This is a genomic window from Anaerostipes sp., from assembly GCF_018381315.1.
In the GTDB taxonomy this organism is placed as follows: Bacteria; Bacillota; Clostridia; order Lachnospirales; family Lachnospiraceae; genus Anaerostipes.
On the sequence record NZ_JAGZSD010000029.1, the window covers coordinates 20045 to 32982 of the forward strand.

General features: G+C 44.7%; 12 protein-coding genes and 1 pseudogene. 5 read left to right on the forward strand and 8 right to left on the reverse strand.

All coding sequences use genetic code 11. The annotated features are described in order from the left end of the window. Position 1 precedes the first annotated feature (1 nt). Both KH180_RS15760 and KH180_RS15765 read left to right on the forward strand, forming a co-directional pair. On the forward strand, positions 2 to 1726 hold the full coding sequence (locus tag KH180_RS15760; protein WP_290762084.1) for a phospho-sugar mutase: 1725 nt from the start codon (positions 2 to 4) through the stop codon (positions 1724 to 1726). A gap of 165 nt (positions 1727 to 1891) precedes the next feature. Continuing rightward, entirely contained in the window at positions 1892 to 3313 is a 1422-nt protein-coding gene (locus KH180_RS15765) for an IS1096 element passenger TnpR family protein (RefSeq protein ID WP_290762087.1), read from the forward strand. A gap of 186 nt (positions 3314 to 3499) precedes the next feature. On the opposite strand, the gene KH180_RS15770 is transcribed toward KH180_RS15765, so the two are convergent. The 5 genes from KH180_RS15770 to KH180_RS15790 form a co-directional block, all read right to left on the reverse strand. Then, the gene (locus KH180_RS15770; RefSeq protein WP_290762089.1) at positions 3500 to 4012 is read right to left on the reverse strand and encodes a deoxyuridine 5'-triphosphate nucleotidohydrolase; all 513 of its coding nucleotides are present in this window, start codon (positions 4010 to 4012) and stop codon (positions 3500 to 3502) included. 8 nt (positions 4013 to 4020) lie between these two features. Continuing rightward, positions 4021 to 5367, reverse strand: coding sequence for a glucose-6-phosphate isomerase (locus KH180_RS15775; RefSeq protein ID WP_290762092.1), 1347 nt, complete (start codon positions 5365 to 5367; stop codon positions 4021 to 4023). A gap of 72 nt (positions 5368 to 5439) precedes the next feature. Next, entirely contained in the window at positions 5440 to 6240 is an 801-nt protein-coding gene (locus KH180_RS15780) for a delta-lactam-biosynthetic de-N-acetylase (protein WP_290762095.1), read from the reverse strand. A 47-nt stretch (positions 6241 to 6287) separates the two neighbouring features. Continuing rightward, positions 6288 to 6989 (reverse strand): hypothetical protein, encoded by a 702-nt coding sequence (locus KH180_RS15785; protein ID WP_290762098.1) that lies wholly within the window; start codon positions 6987 to 6989, stop codon positions 6288 to 6290. Positions 6990 to 7053: 64 nt separating this feature from the next. Then, positions 7054 to 7770, reverse strand: coding sequence for a 5'-methylthioadenosine/adenosylhomocysteine nucleosidase (locus tag KH180_RS15790; protein ID WP_290762102.1), 717 nt, complete (start codon positions 7768 to 7770; stop codon positions 7054 to 7056). Positions 7771 to 7910: 140 nt separating this feature from the next. Here KH180_RS15790 and KH180_RS15795 point away from each other — a divergent pair, with 140 nt between their 5' ends. Together KH180_RS15795 and KH180_RS15800 are read left to right on the forward strand one after the other, a co-directional pair. Next, positions 7911 to 8156 (forward strand): TIGR03905 family TSCPD domain-containing protein, encoded by a 246-nt coding sequence (locus tag KH180_RS15795; RefSeq protein WP_290762105.1) that lies wholly within the window; start codon positions 7911 to 7913, stop codon positions 8154 to 8156. 26 nt (positions 8157 to 8182) lie between these two features. After that, complete coding sequence (locus KH180_RS15800; RefSeq protein WP_290762107.1) at positions 8183 to 9250, forward strand: undecaprenyldiphospho-muramoylpentapeptide beta-N-acetylglucosaminyltransferase; 1068 nt, start codon at positions 8183 to 8185, stop codon at positions 9248 to 9250. Positions 9251 to 9331: 81 nt separating this feature from the next. Here the strand turns inward: KH180_RS15800 and KH180_RS15805 are convergent, their stop codons facing one another. After that, positions 9332 to 10246 carry a PHP domain-containing protein gene (locus tag KH180_RS15805; protein WP_330624602.1) on the reverse strand — a complete coding sequence of 305 codons (915 nt, stop codon included), beginning with the start codon at positions 10244 to 10246 and terminating at the stop codon, positions 9332 to 9334. A gap of 126 nt (positions 10247 to 10372) precedes the next feature. Between KH180_RS15805 and KH180_RS15810 the strand changes: the two genes are divergently transcribed. Then, a complete protein-coding gene (locus KH180_RS15810; protein ID WP_290762113.1) occupies positions 10373 to 11290 on the forward strand; it encodes an AraC family transcriptional regulator in 918 nt (305 codons plus the stop codon). A 47-nt stretch (positions 11291 to 11337) separates the two neighbouring features. On the opposite strand, the gene KH180_RS15815 is transcribed toward KH180_RS15810, so the two are convergent. Together KH180_RS15815 and KH180_RS15820 are read right to left on the reverse strand one after the other, a co-directional pair. Next, a complete protein-coding gene (locus KH180_RS15815; RefSeq protein WP_290762116.1) occupies positions 11338 to 12726 on the reverse strand; it encodes an MFS transporter in 1389 nt (462 codons plus the stop codon). A gap of 7 nt (positions 12727 to 12733) precedes the next feature. Continuing rightward, positions 12734 to 12938 (reverse strand): annotated as a pseudogene (locus KH180_RS15820) (sugar phosphate isomerase/epimerase); the annotation flags it as partial.

A 12938-nucleotide genomic window follows, 5' to 3' on the forward strand; every position in this document is an offset into this window, starting at 1 on the left:
TATGAACTATCAGGAAACATATCAGGAATGGCTTAATAATCCATATTTTGATGAATCTACCAAAGAGGAACTCAGAAACATTCAGGGTGATGACAATGAGATCAAAGAGCGTTTTTACGCTGATCTGGCTTTTGGAACAGCAGGACTCCGCGGGATCATCGGTGCCGGCATCAACCGTATGAATATCTATGTGGTCCGCAAGGCTACCCAAGGGCTTGCAGACTATATCCTGGAACAGGGCACTGACAAAAAACGCGTAGCGATTGCTTTTGATTCCCGGCATATGTCTCCGGAATTTGCCAATGAAGCAGCTCTGTGCCTGGCGGCAAACGGCATTAAGGCTTTTATTTTTGAGTCTCTCCGTCCGACGCCGGAACTGTCCTTTGCAGTACGTTATTATAACTGCATTGCCGGAATCAATATCACTGCCAGCCATAATCCTCCGGAATACAACGGCTACAAAGTATACTGGGAGGACGGTGCACAGTTTACGCCTCCTCATGATAAAGGGGTTACCGCGAAGGTTAATGCTATTACAGATATCTCTAAGGTTAAAACCATGTCCAAGGATGATGCGGTCAAGGCCGGTTTATACGAAGTCATCGGCGCTGAAGTGGATGATGCTTACATCGCCGAGGTGGAAAAGCAAGTACATAATCAGGATGCAATCGACCAGATGGCATCTAAATTAAAGATCGTCTATACTCCTCTGCATGGAACAGGAAATCTTCCTGTACGCCGCGTGCTCAAGGATCTGGGATTCCAGAATGTCTATGTAGTTCCGGAGCAGGAACTTCCGGACGGAGACTTCCCGACGGTCAGCTATCCGAATCCTGAGTCCAAAGAAGCTTTTGAGCTTGGATTGGCCCTTGCAAAAGAAAAAGATGCGGACCTTGTTCTGGCAACAGATCCTGATGCAGACCGTCTGGGTGTCTATGTAAAAGATGCCAAGACCGGAGACTATATCGCACTGACCGGAAACATGTCCGGTTCTCTTCTGTGCGAGTACGTTTTGAGCCAGAAAAAGGCTGCCAGCGGCTCTCTGCCGGATGACGGAGCCGTAGTTAAATCCATTGTCACAACCAATCTGGTAGATGCAGTAGCCCAGGGCTACGGAGTGGACTTGATCGAAGTGCTCACCGGATTTAAATTCATCGGCCAGCAGATGCTGAATTTTGAAAACAGCGGCAAAGGAACCTACCTGTTCGGCCTGGAAGAAAGCTACGGATGCCTGATCGGCACCTACGCCCGTGATAAGGACGCTGTATCTGCAACTGTTGCCCTCTGTGAAGCTGCTGCTTATTACATGACTCAGGGCAAGACTTTATGGGATGCCATGACCGACATGTATGAAACATACGGCTACTATTTGGATAAAGTCAAAGCACTGGAATTTGCAGGCCTTGACGGAGCTGAAAAGATTCAGAATATGCTGAAATCCCTAAGGGAGAACCCGCCGAAGGAGATCGGAGGACTCAAAGTGCTTAAGTCCCGTGATTATCAAAGTGATGAGATCGTGGATCTTGAAACTGGAGAGACCACTCCAACAGGACTTCCTTCTTCCAATGTTCTTTACTATGAACTGGAAGACAATGCATGGCTGTGCGTACGTCCTTCCGGAACAGAACCGAAGATCAAATTCTACTACGGCGTTAAAGGATCTTCCATGGAAGATGCAGAAAACATCGGCAAAAAGATGGAGACATGGGTGGGACAGTTCTCATAATGTTTCCACAGTATGTATAAGACATTATTTAAGACCGGAGCAGGGATTTCCTGCTCCGGTTTTTATATGCTCTGCCTTTGCAGGCCTGCTTTGTTCTTCCCTGCAGATGTGATAAAATAATTATAAAGAAACCCTTTCACCAGCATTGCAGACAGGAGATTTATTATGGGCGGATATCAAATAAAAGTTATCATAAAAGAAAGCAGGCCCCCGGTTTGGAGGCGTCTCACAGTGCCGGACCAGATCCCTTTTTCAGGCCTGCACGAAATCATTCAGACTGTATTTCAAAAGTCCGGACACTGTCTCTTCCGTTTTGAGGTTCCTGCCCCGCACAGGAAAATAACCGGCGAATCCGAGCTGATTGATTCTTATCTGCGCGGAAATTCATCCATCAGCTACACATGTATCTTAAAAGGGAAGACAGATTTTAAAATTGAGGTTGAAAAGATACTGCCAGACTACAGCAGCCGTTTTCCTGCTGTCATAAAGTATAAAGGCAGCTTTTTATCCGGCTTGGATGCCGGTGACATCAACCGTCTTCTGCAGAATAATCTCTGCTTTTCTGCTGATGGCACCAAACTGTCTCCGGAATCCCGGAAGAAAAAAATAGAGGATATCTCTGCAGACTGCCCGGCAGATTCTCTGGCAGACGTCTACCGTCAGTACACGAAAGAGGATCTTCTGGAGATCGCACATATCCATCGTCTGGAACAGTGCACCCAGATGGAAAAAAGCACGCTGGCTTCTTATCTTTCCGAGTATGTTCTGCAGCCAGGCGCTATGGAAGACTTCTTTCTGACCCTGACAGATCTGGAAATTCAGGCATTTGAGGCCGCATTGGAAGGCTATTTTCCGATTGACGACGAAGACATATTTGACGCGTTCCTTGACGGAGGGTACTGTGCCGTTGATGAAGACAATGAAATCTACCTTCCGCCTGACACAGCGGCAGCCTATCTGGTTATGAATACAGAGGGTTTCCGCAGCCGCAGGGAACATATATGGAAACAAATCCAGTACTGCTACTACTGTGTCAGCATTTACGGGGCCGCTCCCCTGAGCCTGATTGCAGATCTGTACAATGCATATGAAGAACACCGGATCACGCAGAAGGACTTGATCAATCTCTACTTTCTCCCTTCTCCCCATGCCTACAGCTTTGGCTATCACGACCGGATGTTTGTGGATGCTATGCTTCTTGAGGACCCAAATCTTCTTGAGGATATTATATCCATTCAAAAAGACTACGCATACTATCATCCTTCCAGGGAAGAAATCACACTGGATAATTCAGAACCCGACTCTGCTGCTTTATCCTTCACCTCCTATCTGGTTGACGAATTAGGTTTTCAGATTCCGGAAGCCTCTGACCTGACAAGAAGAATCTCCTATATTATGAAGGTCGGGGCAGATCCGGAGCATATTTTTGAAATGCTTCAGAAAGGCGACGTTGTCTTCGCAGACCAGGCCCAGGCAGATACATTTGCCGAAAAAATGATGGATCTCTATGTAGATACACGCCTTTTTATAGCCTCCGGCCACACTCCTGCAGAGCTTGACCAGATGGAGCATCAGGAAAATTCCTGACAACGTTCACCTTTTTAAAATTACAAAAGTTTCTATAATAGAGGGTGTGCTGGAAAGTATGAGACTTTTCCCCTGAATATCATATCATTGGCCACAAACTCTCAAACAAACGTGATATTCATACATATTCAGGCCGAATGCCTTCTGACAAAAAAAGACCCCGCCATAAGGCGGGGTTTTTTGCTGTTATTTGGTTGTACTGCCGAATCCGCCGTTGCGGACTTCCTTAGCGTCATCGTCTATGGTCACACCATATTCCATAAAAATACCCTGTACGATTCCTGTGCCGGCTTTTACGCTGACAATCTTTCCTTCATTGGAATCATTTGTGAGTTTCACAAAAATATGTCCCTCATTGTCCGAATAGAAATAATCACTGTCAATGATGCCTACCGTATTATTCATCTGAAGGCGGAACTTAAATCCCAGGCCGCTGCGCGGAAACAGATTCAATACCCAGCTTTCTTCCATGTATACACGGATCCCGGTCGGAATTTTGATCGTCTCTCCGGGTTTCAGCTCAAAATCCAGGGGGCTGTAAAAATCGTATCCGGCAGAACCTCTGGTGGCCCGTTTCGGAAGCTCGATGCTGTCAAAAATCTGTCTTACTTCTTCCTCCGGGGTATCTTCAAAGGTATCCTGCCAGCTTTCTAAAAACTGTCCAAAACTTACTTTATGGAACTGTGCAATCTTTTTCATTTGGTCTCCTATAGTCTCTTTAATAAATCTTCTCTTCTGTCTTCAAATCCTGGTTTTCCAAGCAGGGCGAACATATTTTTCTTATATGCTTCCACTCCCGGCTGGTCAAACGGATTCACGCAGTTTAAGTAACCGCTCATACCGCACGCAGATTCAAATGTGTAAAACAGCTGTGCAAGATGGTAAGCATCCATCTTCGGAATGTCAAATCTTAAGTTCGGAACTCCTCCGTCAACATGGGCTAAGATGGTTCCCTTCATAGCATTCTGGTTTACAAAGTTCATGGTCTTGCCTGCAAGATAGTTTAATCCGTCCAGATCATTATCCTCTGCTTCCAGCACAATGTCTAATTCCGGTTCTTCTACGTTCAGCACTGTCTCAAAGTGGTTGGAAGATCCGTCCTGAATAAACTGTCCTAAAGAATGCAGGTCTGTAGAGAAGTCCACAGATGCCGGGAAGATGCCCTTTCCGTCTTTTCCTTCGCTTTCTCCGTATAACTGTTTCCACCACTCAGAAATGAAGTGAAGATTCGGCTCATAGTTTGCAAGGATCTCCATGCCTTTTCCTCTGCGCATAAGAATGTTGCGGACTGCCGCATATAACATTGCAGGATTTTCCTCAAACGGTGCATTTAAGAACATATCTCTTCCGTCCTGGAATCCTTTTACGAATTCGTCAATGTCAATGCCTGCAGCTGCAATCGGAAGCAGTCCGACAGCTGTCAGGACTGTGAAACGTCCTCCTACATCGTCAGGGACAACAAATGTCTCATATCCCTCGTCTGTTGCAAGTGTCTTTAATGCTCCCCTTGCCTTGTCAGTTGTAGCGTAGATACGCTTGGTAGCCTCTTCTTTTCCGTACTTGTCATTGAGAAGCTTTTTGAAGATACGGAACGCAATGCCGGGTTCTGTTGTCGTTCCTGATTTAGAAATTACATTGACAGAAAAGTCTCTGTCTCCGATCACATCAATCAGCTGCTTCACATATGTACCGCTGATATTATGTCCGGCAAAATAAACTTCCGGCGCTTTTCTGACTTCCTTATCCAGCTTATTGTTGAAGTTGTTTGACAGCCCTTCGATCACGGCTCTGGAACCAAGGTAGGATCCTCCGATACCAATGACAACCAATACATCGGAATCGCTCTTAATTTTCTGAGCGGCTTTTTTAATTCTCGCAAATTCTTCTTTATCATAATCCACCGGAAGATCGATCCATCCTAAAAAGTCATTTCCCGGACCTTTTCTCGACAACAAATACTCTTTCGCATCTGCAACCTGCTTCTCGATCATATCCACTTCGTGGTCTCTTATAAAATCTTTTGCGTTGCTGTAATCAAACTTAATTTTTCCCATGTCTTTCTCCTTTACTGTTGTCTCTCTTGGTTAAATGCGTTATCTATATTTTAACAAATTACGCCTTTCTATTCAATAGTCAGGGAGTTTTTTCAGCGACCGGAATTCAAATCCTTTGGCCTTTAAATTCTTAATGACAGTCTCCAGAGCTTCTGCATTGGACTGGGATACATTATGCATCAAAGGAATGGCTCCGTTATGGTAATTTTCTTCAAAATGCTGTACCACATAGTCCTTTCCCGGCTGGCTGTTTACATTAAAATCCACATAAGCCATACTCCAGAAAATCGTCTTATATCCAAGCTTCTTTGTGAGAGCCAATGTATGTTCGCTGTACTCTCCCATAGGCGGGCGCATAAACATATCCATATCATAACCTGTGGCTTTTTTGCAATATTCTGCACAGTCAATTAATTCCTGCTTATTGTCCCTGTCGGAAACCGTCGGCATGCTCTTATGGTGAACCGTGTGATTTCCCACCACATGTCCTTCTTTTTTCATTCTTTTTACTAAATCCGGATCTTCCCTTATAAACGGCTTTGTCACAAAAAATGCTGCCGGTACCTTTTCTTTCTTCAGCACATCCAATATCTTAGGCGTAAAACCATTTTCATAGCCGCAGTCAAACGTTAAATACATTACTTTTTTATTTTTGGCTTTCGTATCCATACTGTAAGCATCGTATTTGGACAGGTCTATATTCTGTGAAAACTCCGGCTGCTGATGCTCTTTGTTCCGTTTCAGCCACCATCCCTCTTTTGTATTGCTTCCCTGGCTGATTACTTTGGTGGACTCCACCTGTGCCTCTTCCCTGCCGCAGCCGGCAAGACCCAGAGTGCACACGATACAGAATAATAATAAAACTTTCCTCATGTTATGATTTCCTGCTTTTTTACTATTCTATTATGTATACCAAAAATTTATAATCCATTTATGAAATCTTTCACCGCCTGCATTTCTTCATCCGTCAGCTCAAATTCTCTGGATGCCGCGGCTTCCTGCCAGTGCTTTTCTATCTTTCTGGCTTCTCTCTTTTCTTCTTTTACCTGCTCGTCCTCTTTCTGTTTTTCTTTCTGCTTTACCTGTTCTTCTTTTTCCTGCTTTTTCACAGATTTCAGATAGCGGTTCGGGAGAATGTTCTCCAAGAAGTGAATGAGGTTTGCCCGCACCAGCTGTTTCTTTCCGTTAAAGGTGACCAGCCTGTCCACAAATACGAGAACCAGTCCTGAGGCCATGCTTAAAAACAGGCTTTCCGCCACTACTTTAAGATCTGCTCCCTCTATATATCCCCGTACCACACCAAGACAGCCCAGGAAAAAACTTAAGACAGCACAGAGTCCTGTGACCTGCTCCATGATTTCAGAGGATAATCCACATATTTTATGATTTTTCATATACTTGTCCACAACACATGGAATGTTATGAAGATTTGCCTCCAGCTGATAGTAACTTTCAAACTTCTTCCTGAGCACTCCCATCCACTGCTTTTTGTTTCCGTCCATCTCATAAGAATCTTTCAAAAGCCTGCGGTAGTTCCTCCAGACAATGAGTTTTCCTATAATACCTGCTGCAAGTAATGCAGCCAACCCTTGTACAAAAAATGCGTTTTTTATTACATCCATGATATTTCTCCTTCTTCCTTTATGATTCTTATATTATAAAATCACAAAGAGGGGAATACACGGATTATTGCCTTACAAAGTTAGACGCTTCCTTGTCTAAAATACCGTGAATCAGTCTAATTATATGCTTTATTGCAGCTTCCTCAAATTCGCTGTAATTTACTGTTGCCGTATCATCGCATTTATCGGATATGGCTCTCAGGATCACAAACGGCACATGATTTAAATATGCTGTCTGGGCCATGGCTGCCCCTTCCATCTCCGCACAGTATCCTCCAAAGTTTTCGATGAGCCAATGTTTCTTTTCATCACTGGAAATAAACTGGTCACCGCTTAAGACCCTGCCGGTAAAGCACTGAATATCAGGATTTGCTTTCCTGCACGCCTCTTCTACCTCTTTTATAAGCGCCTCATCTGCCTTAAACACTGAGCACTCCATACGGGGAATCTCTCCCAGTTTATAACCGAATCCCACGGCATCCATATCATGCTGCACCGCATCGCTGGAAATTACGATATCCCCAATTTCAATATCCTTGTGCAGGCCCCCTGCAACCCCTGTATTGATTAATTTTTCCACGCCGAAGCTGTCGATCAGTATCTGTGCGCACACGGCCATATTTACTTTTCCAATGCCGCTCATGACTACAACTGCATCATTTCCCCAAAGCCTTCCCTCATAAAAATTCATAGAGGCCTTTGTCTGCCTGCTCACATTTTCCATAGAAGAGATCAGTGATTCTACCTCTTCCTCCATTGCACCGATAATTCCAATTTTCATAATATTTCTCCTTCTTCCTGTTATGAATTAAATCTGATAAAAATTATAACACAGCTTACCTGTCTATGTATTCTCCGATTTTTGTGATATAATACGGAATGCCCTTTGGGTTTGAATAAAATTATCAGGAGGTAACCAAAATGATTTATAAAACAAAAGGCGTCTGCAGCAGTGCCATTGAATTTGAGATAGAAAATGATATCATAAAAGATATACAATTCCGGGGAGGCTGCCAGGGAAACACCACCGGCGTGGCTGCCCTTGTAAAAGGAATGTCCGTAGATGAGGTAATTGAACGTCTCTCAGGCATCCAGTGCGGCTTCCGTGGGACTTCATGTCCTGACCAGCTTTCCAAAGCTTTGAAAGAATATAAAGAGACTCACTGACATTTGTTTTCATTCATGGAGGTATTATGAAACGAATCGTATTGACCGGGGGAGGTACAGCCGGACACGTCACTCCAAATATGGCATTGGTACCTGCCCTGGAAAAAGAAGGTTATCAGATCAGTTATATAGGTTCCAAAGATGGAATGGAAAAGAAACTGATCGAAGACATTGGTCTTCCCTACTACGGAATTTCCTCCGGCAAGCTGAGAAGATACTTTGACGTGAAAAATTTCACCGATCCTTTCCGGGTTATGAAGGGATATTTTGACGCAAAGAAAATCTTAAAAAAATTGAAGCCCCATGTTGTTTTTTCCAAAGGCGGTTTTGTGACTGTACCTGTGGTCATGGCAGCAAAGCATCTTCGGATACCTGTCATTATCCACGAATCTGACATGACCCCGGGCCTTGCAAATAAGCTGAGCATCCCGAGTGCAAGCAGGGTCTGCTGCAACTTTCCTGAAACTGTAAAACATCTTCCGGAAGGAAAGGCTGTTCTTACCGGCTCTCCAATCCGTGAAGAACTTTTTACCGGTTCAAAAGATAAGGGACTTAAGCTTTGTGATTTTACATCCTCTAAGCCTGTGCTTTTAATCATCGGCGGAAGTCTCGGTTCCGTGGCAATCAACAATGCAGTCAGAGACAATATTGATGAGCTTTTAGAAGATTTTCAGATAATTCACATATGCGGCAAGAACAACCTGGAGTCCATGCTTGCAGGGAAAAGCGGCTACCGCCAGTTTGAGTATGTGAAAAAGGAACTGAAGCATCTCTTTGCCTGTGCAGACGTTATTATATCCAGAGCAGGGGCTAATGCAATCTGTGAACTCTTAGCCCTCAGGAAACCAAACATCCTGATCCCTCTGGGATTGAATGCCAGCAGGGGAGACCAGATTTTAAACGCCCAGTCTTTCCAGCGCCAGGGCTACAGTTATGTGCTGAATGAGGAGGAAGTGACTTCCAAGTCTCTGCTGAACGCAGTACATGAGGTTTATGACAACCGGGCAAGCTATGTGAATGCCATGAACCAGAGTGAACTTTCTGATCCCATCGGAACGATCGTCAATCTGGCCAACGAGCTTGCAGTAAAATAGACAGACCAGCCAAGCATTTCATACAATAAAATAGCCAGGCCCTTCAAAATAATAAAAAGGACCTGGCTATTTTTTCACTTGTCATTCATTTATCCGTTGGGTTTTCTGCTTCATAATGCTCTCAAGCCGGGGCAGTATTTCATTTTCCGGCTGGCTGCAGCCGTGCTGTCCGATACTGATGGAAGGCTTAGTTTTTCCGTGATAATCGCTTCCGCAGGTTACAAACAGATGCTGCTGTCCGGCCTCGTGGCTGAAAAACAAAACATCCTCCGGTGTGTGATAGCTGCTGAAGGCTTCCACTCCGTCAATGCCGGAAGCCGCGATCTCTTTCCAAATCTCCATATGGTTTTTAAGATTCACTCCCGGATGTGCCAGAACCGCTTTCCCTCCGCTTTTATGGATATCAGCAATCACTTCTTCCATAGAGGGGAACCTTATATCCACATGACAGGGTTTTCCCTGGGAGTAATAATCCCAGTAAAAATTTACATAAGGATTGCTGCTTCTGTTCCCTCCCGGACGGTAAGGCATAAGCAGTTCATGTTCCTTATATTCCGGTTTATTTAATAGAACTTCCGCAAACATCTCCCCTGTCCACCGGTTTTTCCAAAACATAGTTTCCGTCAGCTCTTCCATATCTTCCTCAGACACATCAAATCCTAATTTTCTTGTCCCCTCAAGCATCTTAACTGATGCTTCATTGCTCTGCTCTGATATATTGTCTTCGATCTTTTGAAATGCCGGATCCTTTTCATCTATTCCATATCCAAGAACATGCAGGTTTACCCCCTGAAAGGTGCAGTCGACCTCTACTCCTGAGATAAAATAAATCCCTTCTTTCTGGGCTGCCTTTCTTCCTTTATCCACAGCCCGGACACAGTTATGGTCCGTAATGGCCATATACCGGATGCCTTTCTCTTTGCATTTCTGCACTAATTCTTCCGGCTGGAACTCACCGTCGTCGCTGTAATAAGAATGCATATGTAAATCTATCATAAAAAACATACCTCCTGAATATCTGTACACAAGTCACCTTAATATATAAATACCGTCTTTTCACGATTGAAACAATATTAATTTGGACCTATAATATAAAAAAAGCGACAAAAAGGAGGGTTCTTTATGCTTTTGCAGGATTGTACCATCTATACGGACCAGGACCGGCGTGAACTGCGGCCCCATGGGACGCTTGAGTTTCCATGTGCAGGATATGACTCCGTTTATTCAGCCGGCGCCGTAAGCAGAATTCCGTGGCACTGGCATGAAGAGCTTGAAGTGCTTTACGTTTATTCCGGCTCCCTGGATGTCCGGGTACCCGGCAGATCCCTGCGTATGAATGCCGGAGACAGTGCAGTCATTAATTCCAACATTCTTCATGAGGCTGAAACTTCCGGCACCTGCCGCCTTCAGTCCCTTGTGTTTCACCCGGATTTAGTATCTGGTTCTGACAGTTCTGTTTTCTATACAAAATACATTCATCCGCTTACCAGTTCCTGTGCTGTTGACTGCCTGCTTTTCCAGCCTGACAGTAAGTCCGGGTCCGAGATCATACAGCATTTTCTGAAGGCTTTCAAGGCCTTTTCTAAAGGACCAGAGGGATATGAATTCACTGTAAGGGAACAGCTTTCCAGACTATGTTATCTGCTGTATGAGAGCCATAAAAACCGAATCTCTGAAACCGCTTCCAGGCCGGACCATGACTCCTGCCGTATTAAAACAATGATTCATATGATAGAATCCCGGTTTGCAGAACCGTTAAAGCTGTATGACATTGCACAGTCTGCCAACATCGGAGAAAGGGAATGTCTCCGGTGTTTCCGGCGGACACTTGGCATTTCGCCGATGCAGTATCTCATCCGATACCGGCTGTCCAAAGGCGCTCTTCTTCTCATTAGCACCAGCGAAAGCATCTCTGAAATCTCTGTAGGCTGCGGCTTCGACAGTCCCAGTAATTTCTCCCGGATGTTTAAGAGGACCTATCAATGTTCACCGAGAGAATACCGGAACCGCGGTAAAAAGCCAGTTTCCCATGATATTTAAGAAAAAGCAGGGGATGAACATTTAAAAGTTCATTCCCTGCTTTTATTTTAAAGCTGTCCCTGAAGCTCCCGTTCCGTCAGTTCTTCCATAATACCGTCATATTTCTTGTCCAGTTTATAAAGCCCTAATGTTATGATGACCACAGTCCATACGATAATAGGCCCTGCCTTATAAATATTCATAATCATGTCAATGGCTGACTGCGGCTGGGTGACCGCTCCTGCTGCCGAGCTTATATACCCTGCCATAGATAAAAGTCCTGTCATCACGGCTGAGGCAAGTCCGGAACCAATCTTTGTGCCGACAGATCCCCCGGCAAAGATCAGGCTCTCCTGCCGTACATGATGTTTCCACTGTCCGTATTCCACCACATCTCCCAGCATTCCAAAGACAATGGCATTCAAAGGAGATAAACCGATGCCTCTGATGATGCAGCACATAAGCATCCACTGAAAACTTTCCGGATTGGCAAAGAATACAAGCTGTCCGGCCAAAGCCAGAACTGCTCCGGAAAGTGCCATATTTCTTTTCCCGAAATGTTTCAGCAGAATAGGGCATACAATGCATGTGGAGGCTACAATCGTGAGCGTCTCCGTCAGATACAGCGTGCTGTACATCCATGTATCGTTGTGAAATATATACTTGCAGTAATACGGCAGAATGGTCCCTGTCACACCGTAAATCACGTTCTGCATCATCCATAGAACTAATACCGCCCAAAAATACTGGTTCGTAACCAATAACTTTAATGACTTTAACGCAGGTATCTTTTCCTGCTTTTCACGGGCTTCGATCTTTACCGTCTCCCGGCAGTTGGCAAAACAGATGACCAAAAGAACCATTGCAGTCACTGACCATATTCCCATAACAATAACCCATGATGACTGGGTATCCCCAAACAACTTAACCAGCGGCATTGTACACGTAACCGCCAGGATCCGTCCGAACGGCGACATTCCCATCCTCACAATGCTGAGCATACTTCGTTCTTCAGAACTTCTGGACATCATTGCAGAGAGGCTGCCGTAAGGCAGATTAATCGCCGTATAGCAGATCGTTGTACAGAAGTTATATGTCACAAACATATAAAGAAACTGCAGAAAGTTTGTAGTATGGGGCACCGTAAACAGCAAAACCGCTGAGACAGCATATGGTGCCGCCATCCACAGAATCCACGGCCTTGATTTTCCCCATTTGGAATCGGTTCGTTCCACAATAAATCCCATGATCACGTCAGAGAATCCGTCAAACACTCTGGAAAGCAGCATAACCATGCCGACTGTTGCTGCTGAGACACCCACATAATCTGTATAAAACAAGGTCAGCACAGTGCTGATCATACCGAAAACTACATTGCACGCAGTATCTCCGCATCCATAGGAGAATCTAGTTTTCCATGATAATTTATCTAAAATAGTTCCCTGCTTCTTTTCCATCGTCACTCTACCCTTTCAGCAATTCCCGTTCAATGCGTTCTCTCGCTTCCGGCGCCTGTTTCTCCATCTTTTCCGGAAATCCGAACATGGATACACATGCGATGTTGTCTCCTCCGGCCTTCGGTGCGTTCTCTTTTAACTGACAGCTGGCAAAGTCCATCTCTCTTAAGGTCTCAAAGATTCCTTCAAAATCCACATCTCCCTCTCCCATT

What these genes read in the sequence shown, in the direction of transcription:
- KH180_RS15760 (WP_290762084.1), top strand. Translation starts at nt 2, where the DNA reads ATGAACTATCAGGAAACATATCAGGAATGGCTTAATAATCCATATTTT.
- KH180_RS15765 (WP_290762087.1), top strand. Translation starts at nt 1,892, where the DNA reads ATGGGCGGATATCAAATAAAAGTTATCATAAAAGAAAGCAGGCCCCCG.
- KH180_RS15770 (WP_290762089.1), bottom strand. Translation starts at nt 4,012, where the DNA reads ATGAAAAAGATTGCACAGTTCCATAAAGTAAGTTTTGGACAGTTTTTA.
- KH180_RS15775 (WP_290762092.1), bottom strand. Translation starts at nt 5,367, where the DNA reads ATGGGAAAAATTAAGTTTGATTACAGCAACGCAAAAGATTTTATAAGA.
- KH180_RS15780 (WP_290762095.1), bottom strand. Translation starts at nt 6,240, where the DNA reads ATGAGGAAAGTTTTATTATTATTCTGTATCGTGTGCACTCTGGGTCTT.
- KH180_RS15785 (WP_290762098.1), bottom strand. Translation starts at nt 6,989, where the DNA reads ATGGATGTAATAAAAAACGCATTTTTTGTACAAGGGTTGGCTGCATTA.
- KH180_RS15790 (WP_290762102.1), bottom strand. Translation starts at nt 7,770, where the DNA reads ATGAAAATTGGAATTATCGGTGCAATGGAGGAAGAGGTAGAATCACTG.
- KH180_RS15795 (WP_290762105.1), top strand. Translation starts at nt 7,911, where the DNA reads ATGATTTATAAAACAAAAGGCGTCTGCAGCAGTGCCATTGAATTTGAG.
- KH180_RS15800 (WP_290762107.1), top strand. Translation starts at nt 8,183, where the DNA reads ATGAAACGAATCGTATTGACCGGGGGAGGTACAGCCGGACACGTCACT.
- KH180_RS15805 (WP_330624602.1), bottom strand. Translation starts at nt 10,246, where the DNA reads ATGATAGATTTACATATGCATTCTTATTACAGCGACGACGGTGAGTTC.
- KH180_RS15810 (WP_290762113.1), top strand. Translation starts at nt 10,373, where the DNA reads ATGCTTTTGCAGGATTGTACCATCTATACGGACCAGGACCGGCGTGAA.
- KH180_RS15815 (WP_290762116.1), bottom strand. Translation starts at nt 12,726, where the DNA reads ATGGAAAAGAAGCAGGGAACTATTTTAGATAAATTATCATGGAAAACT.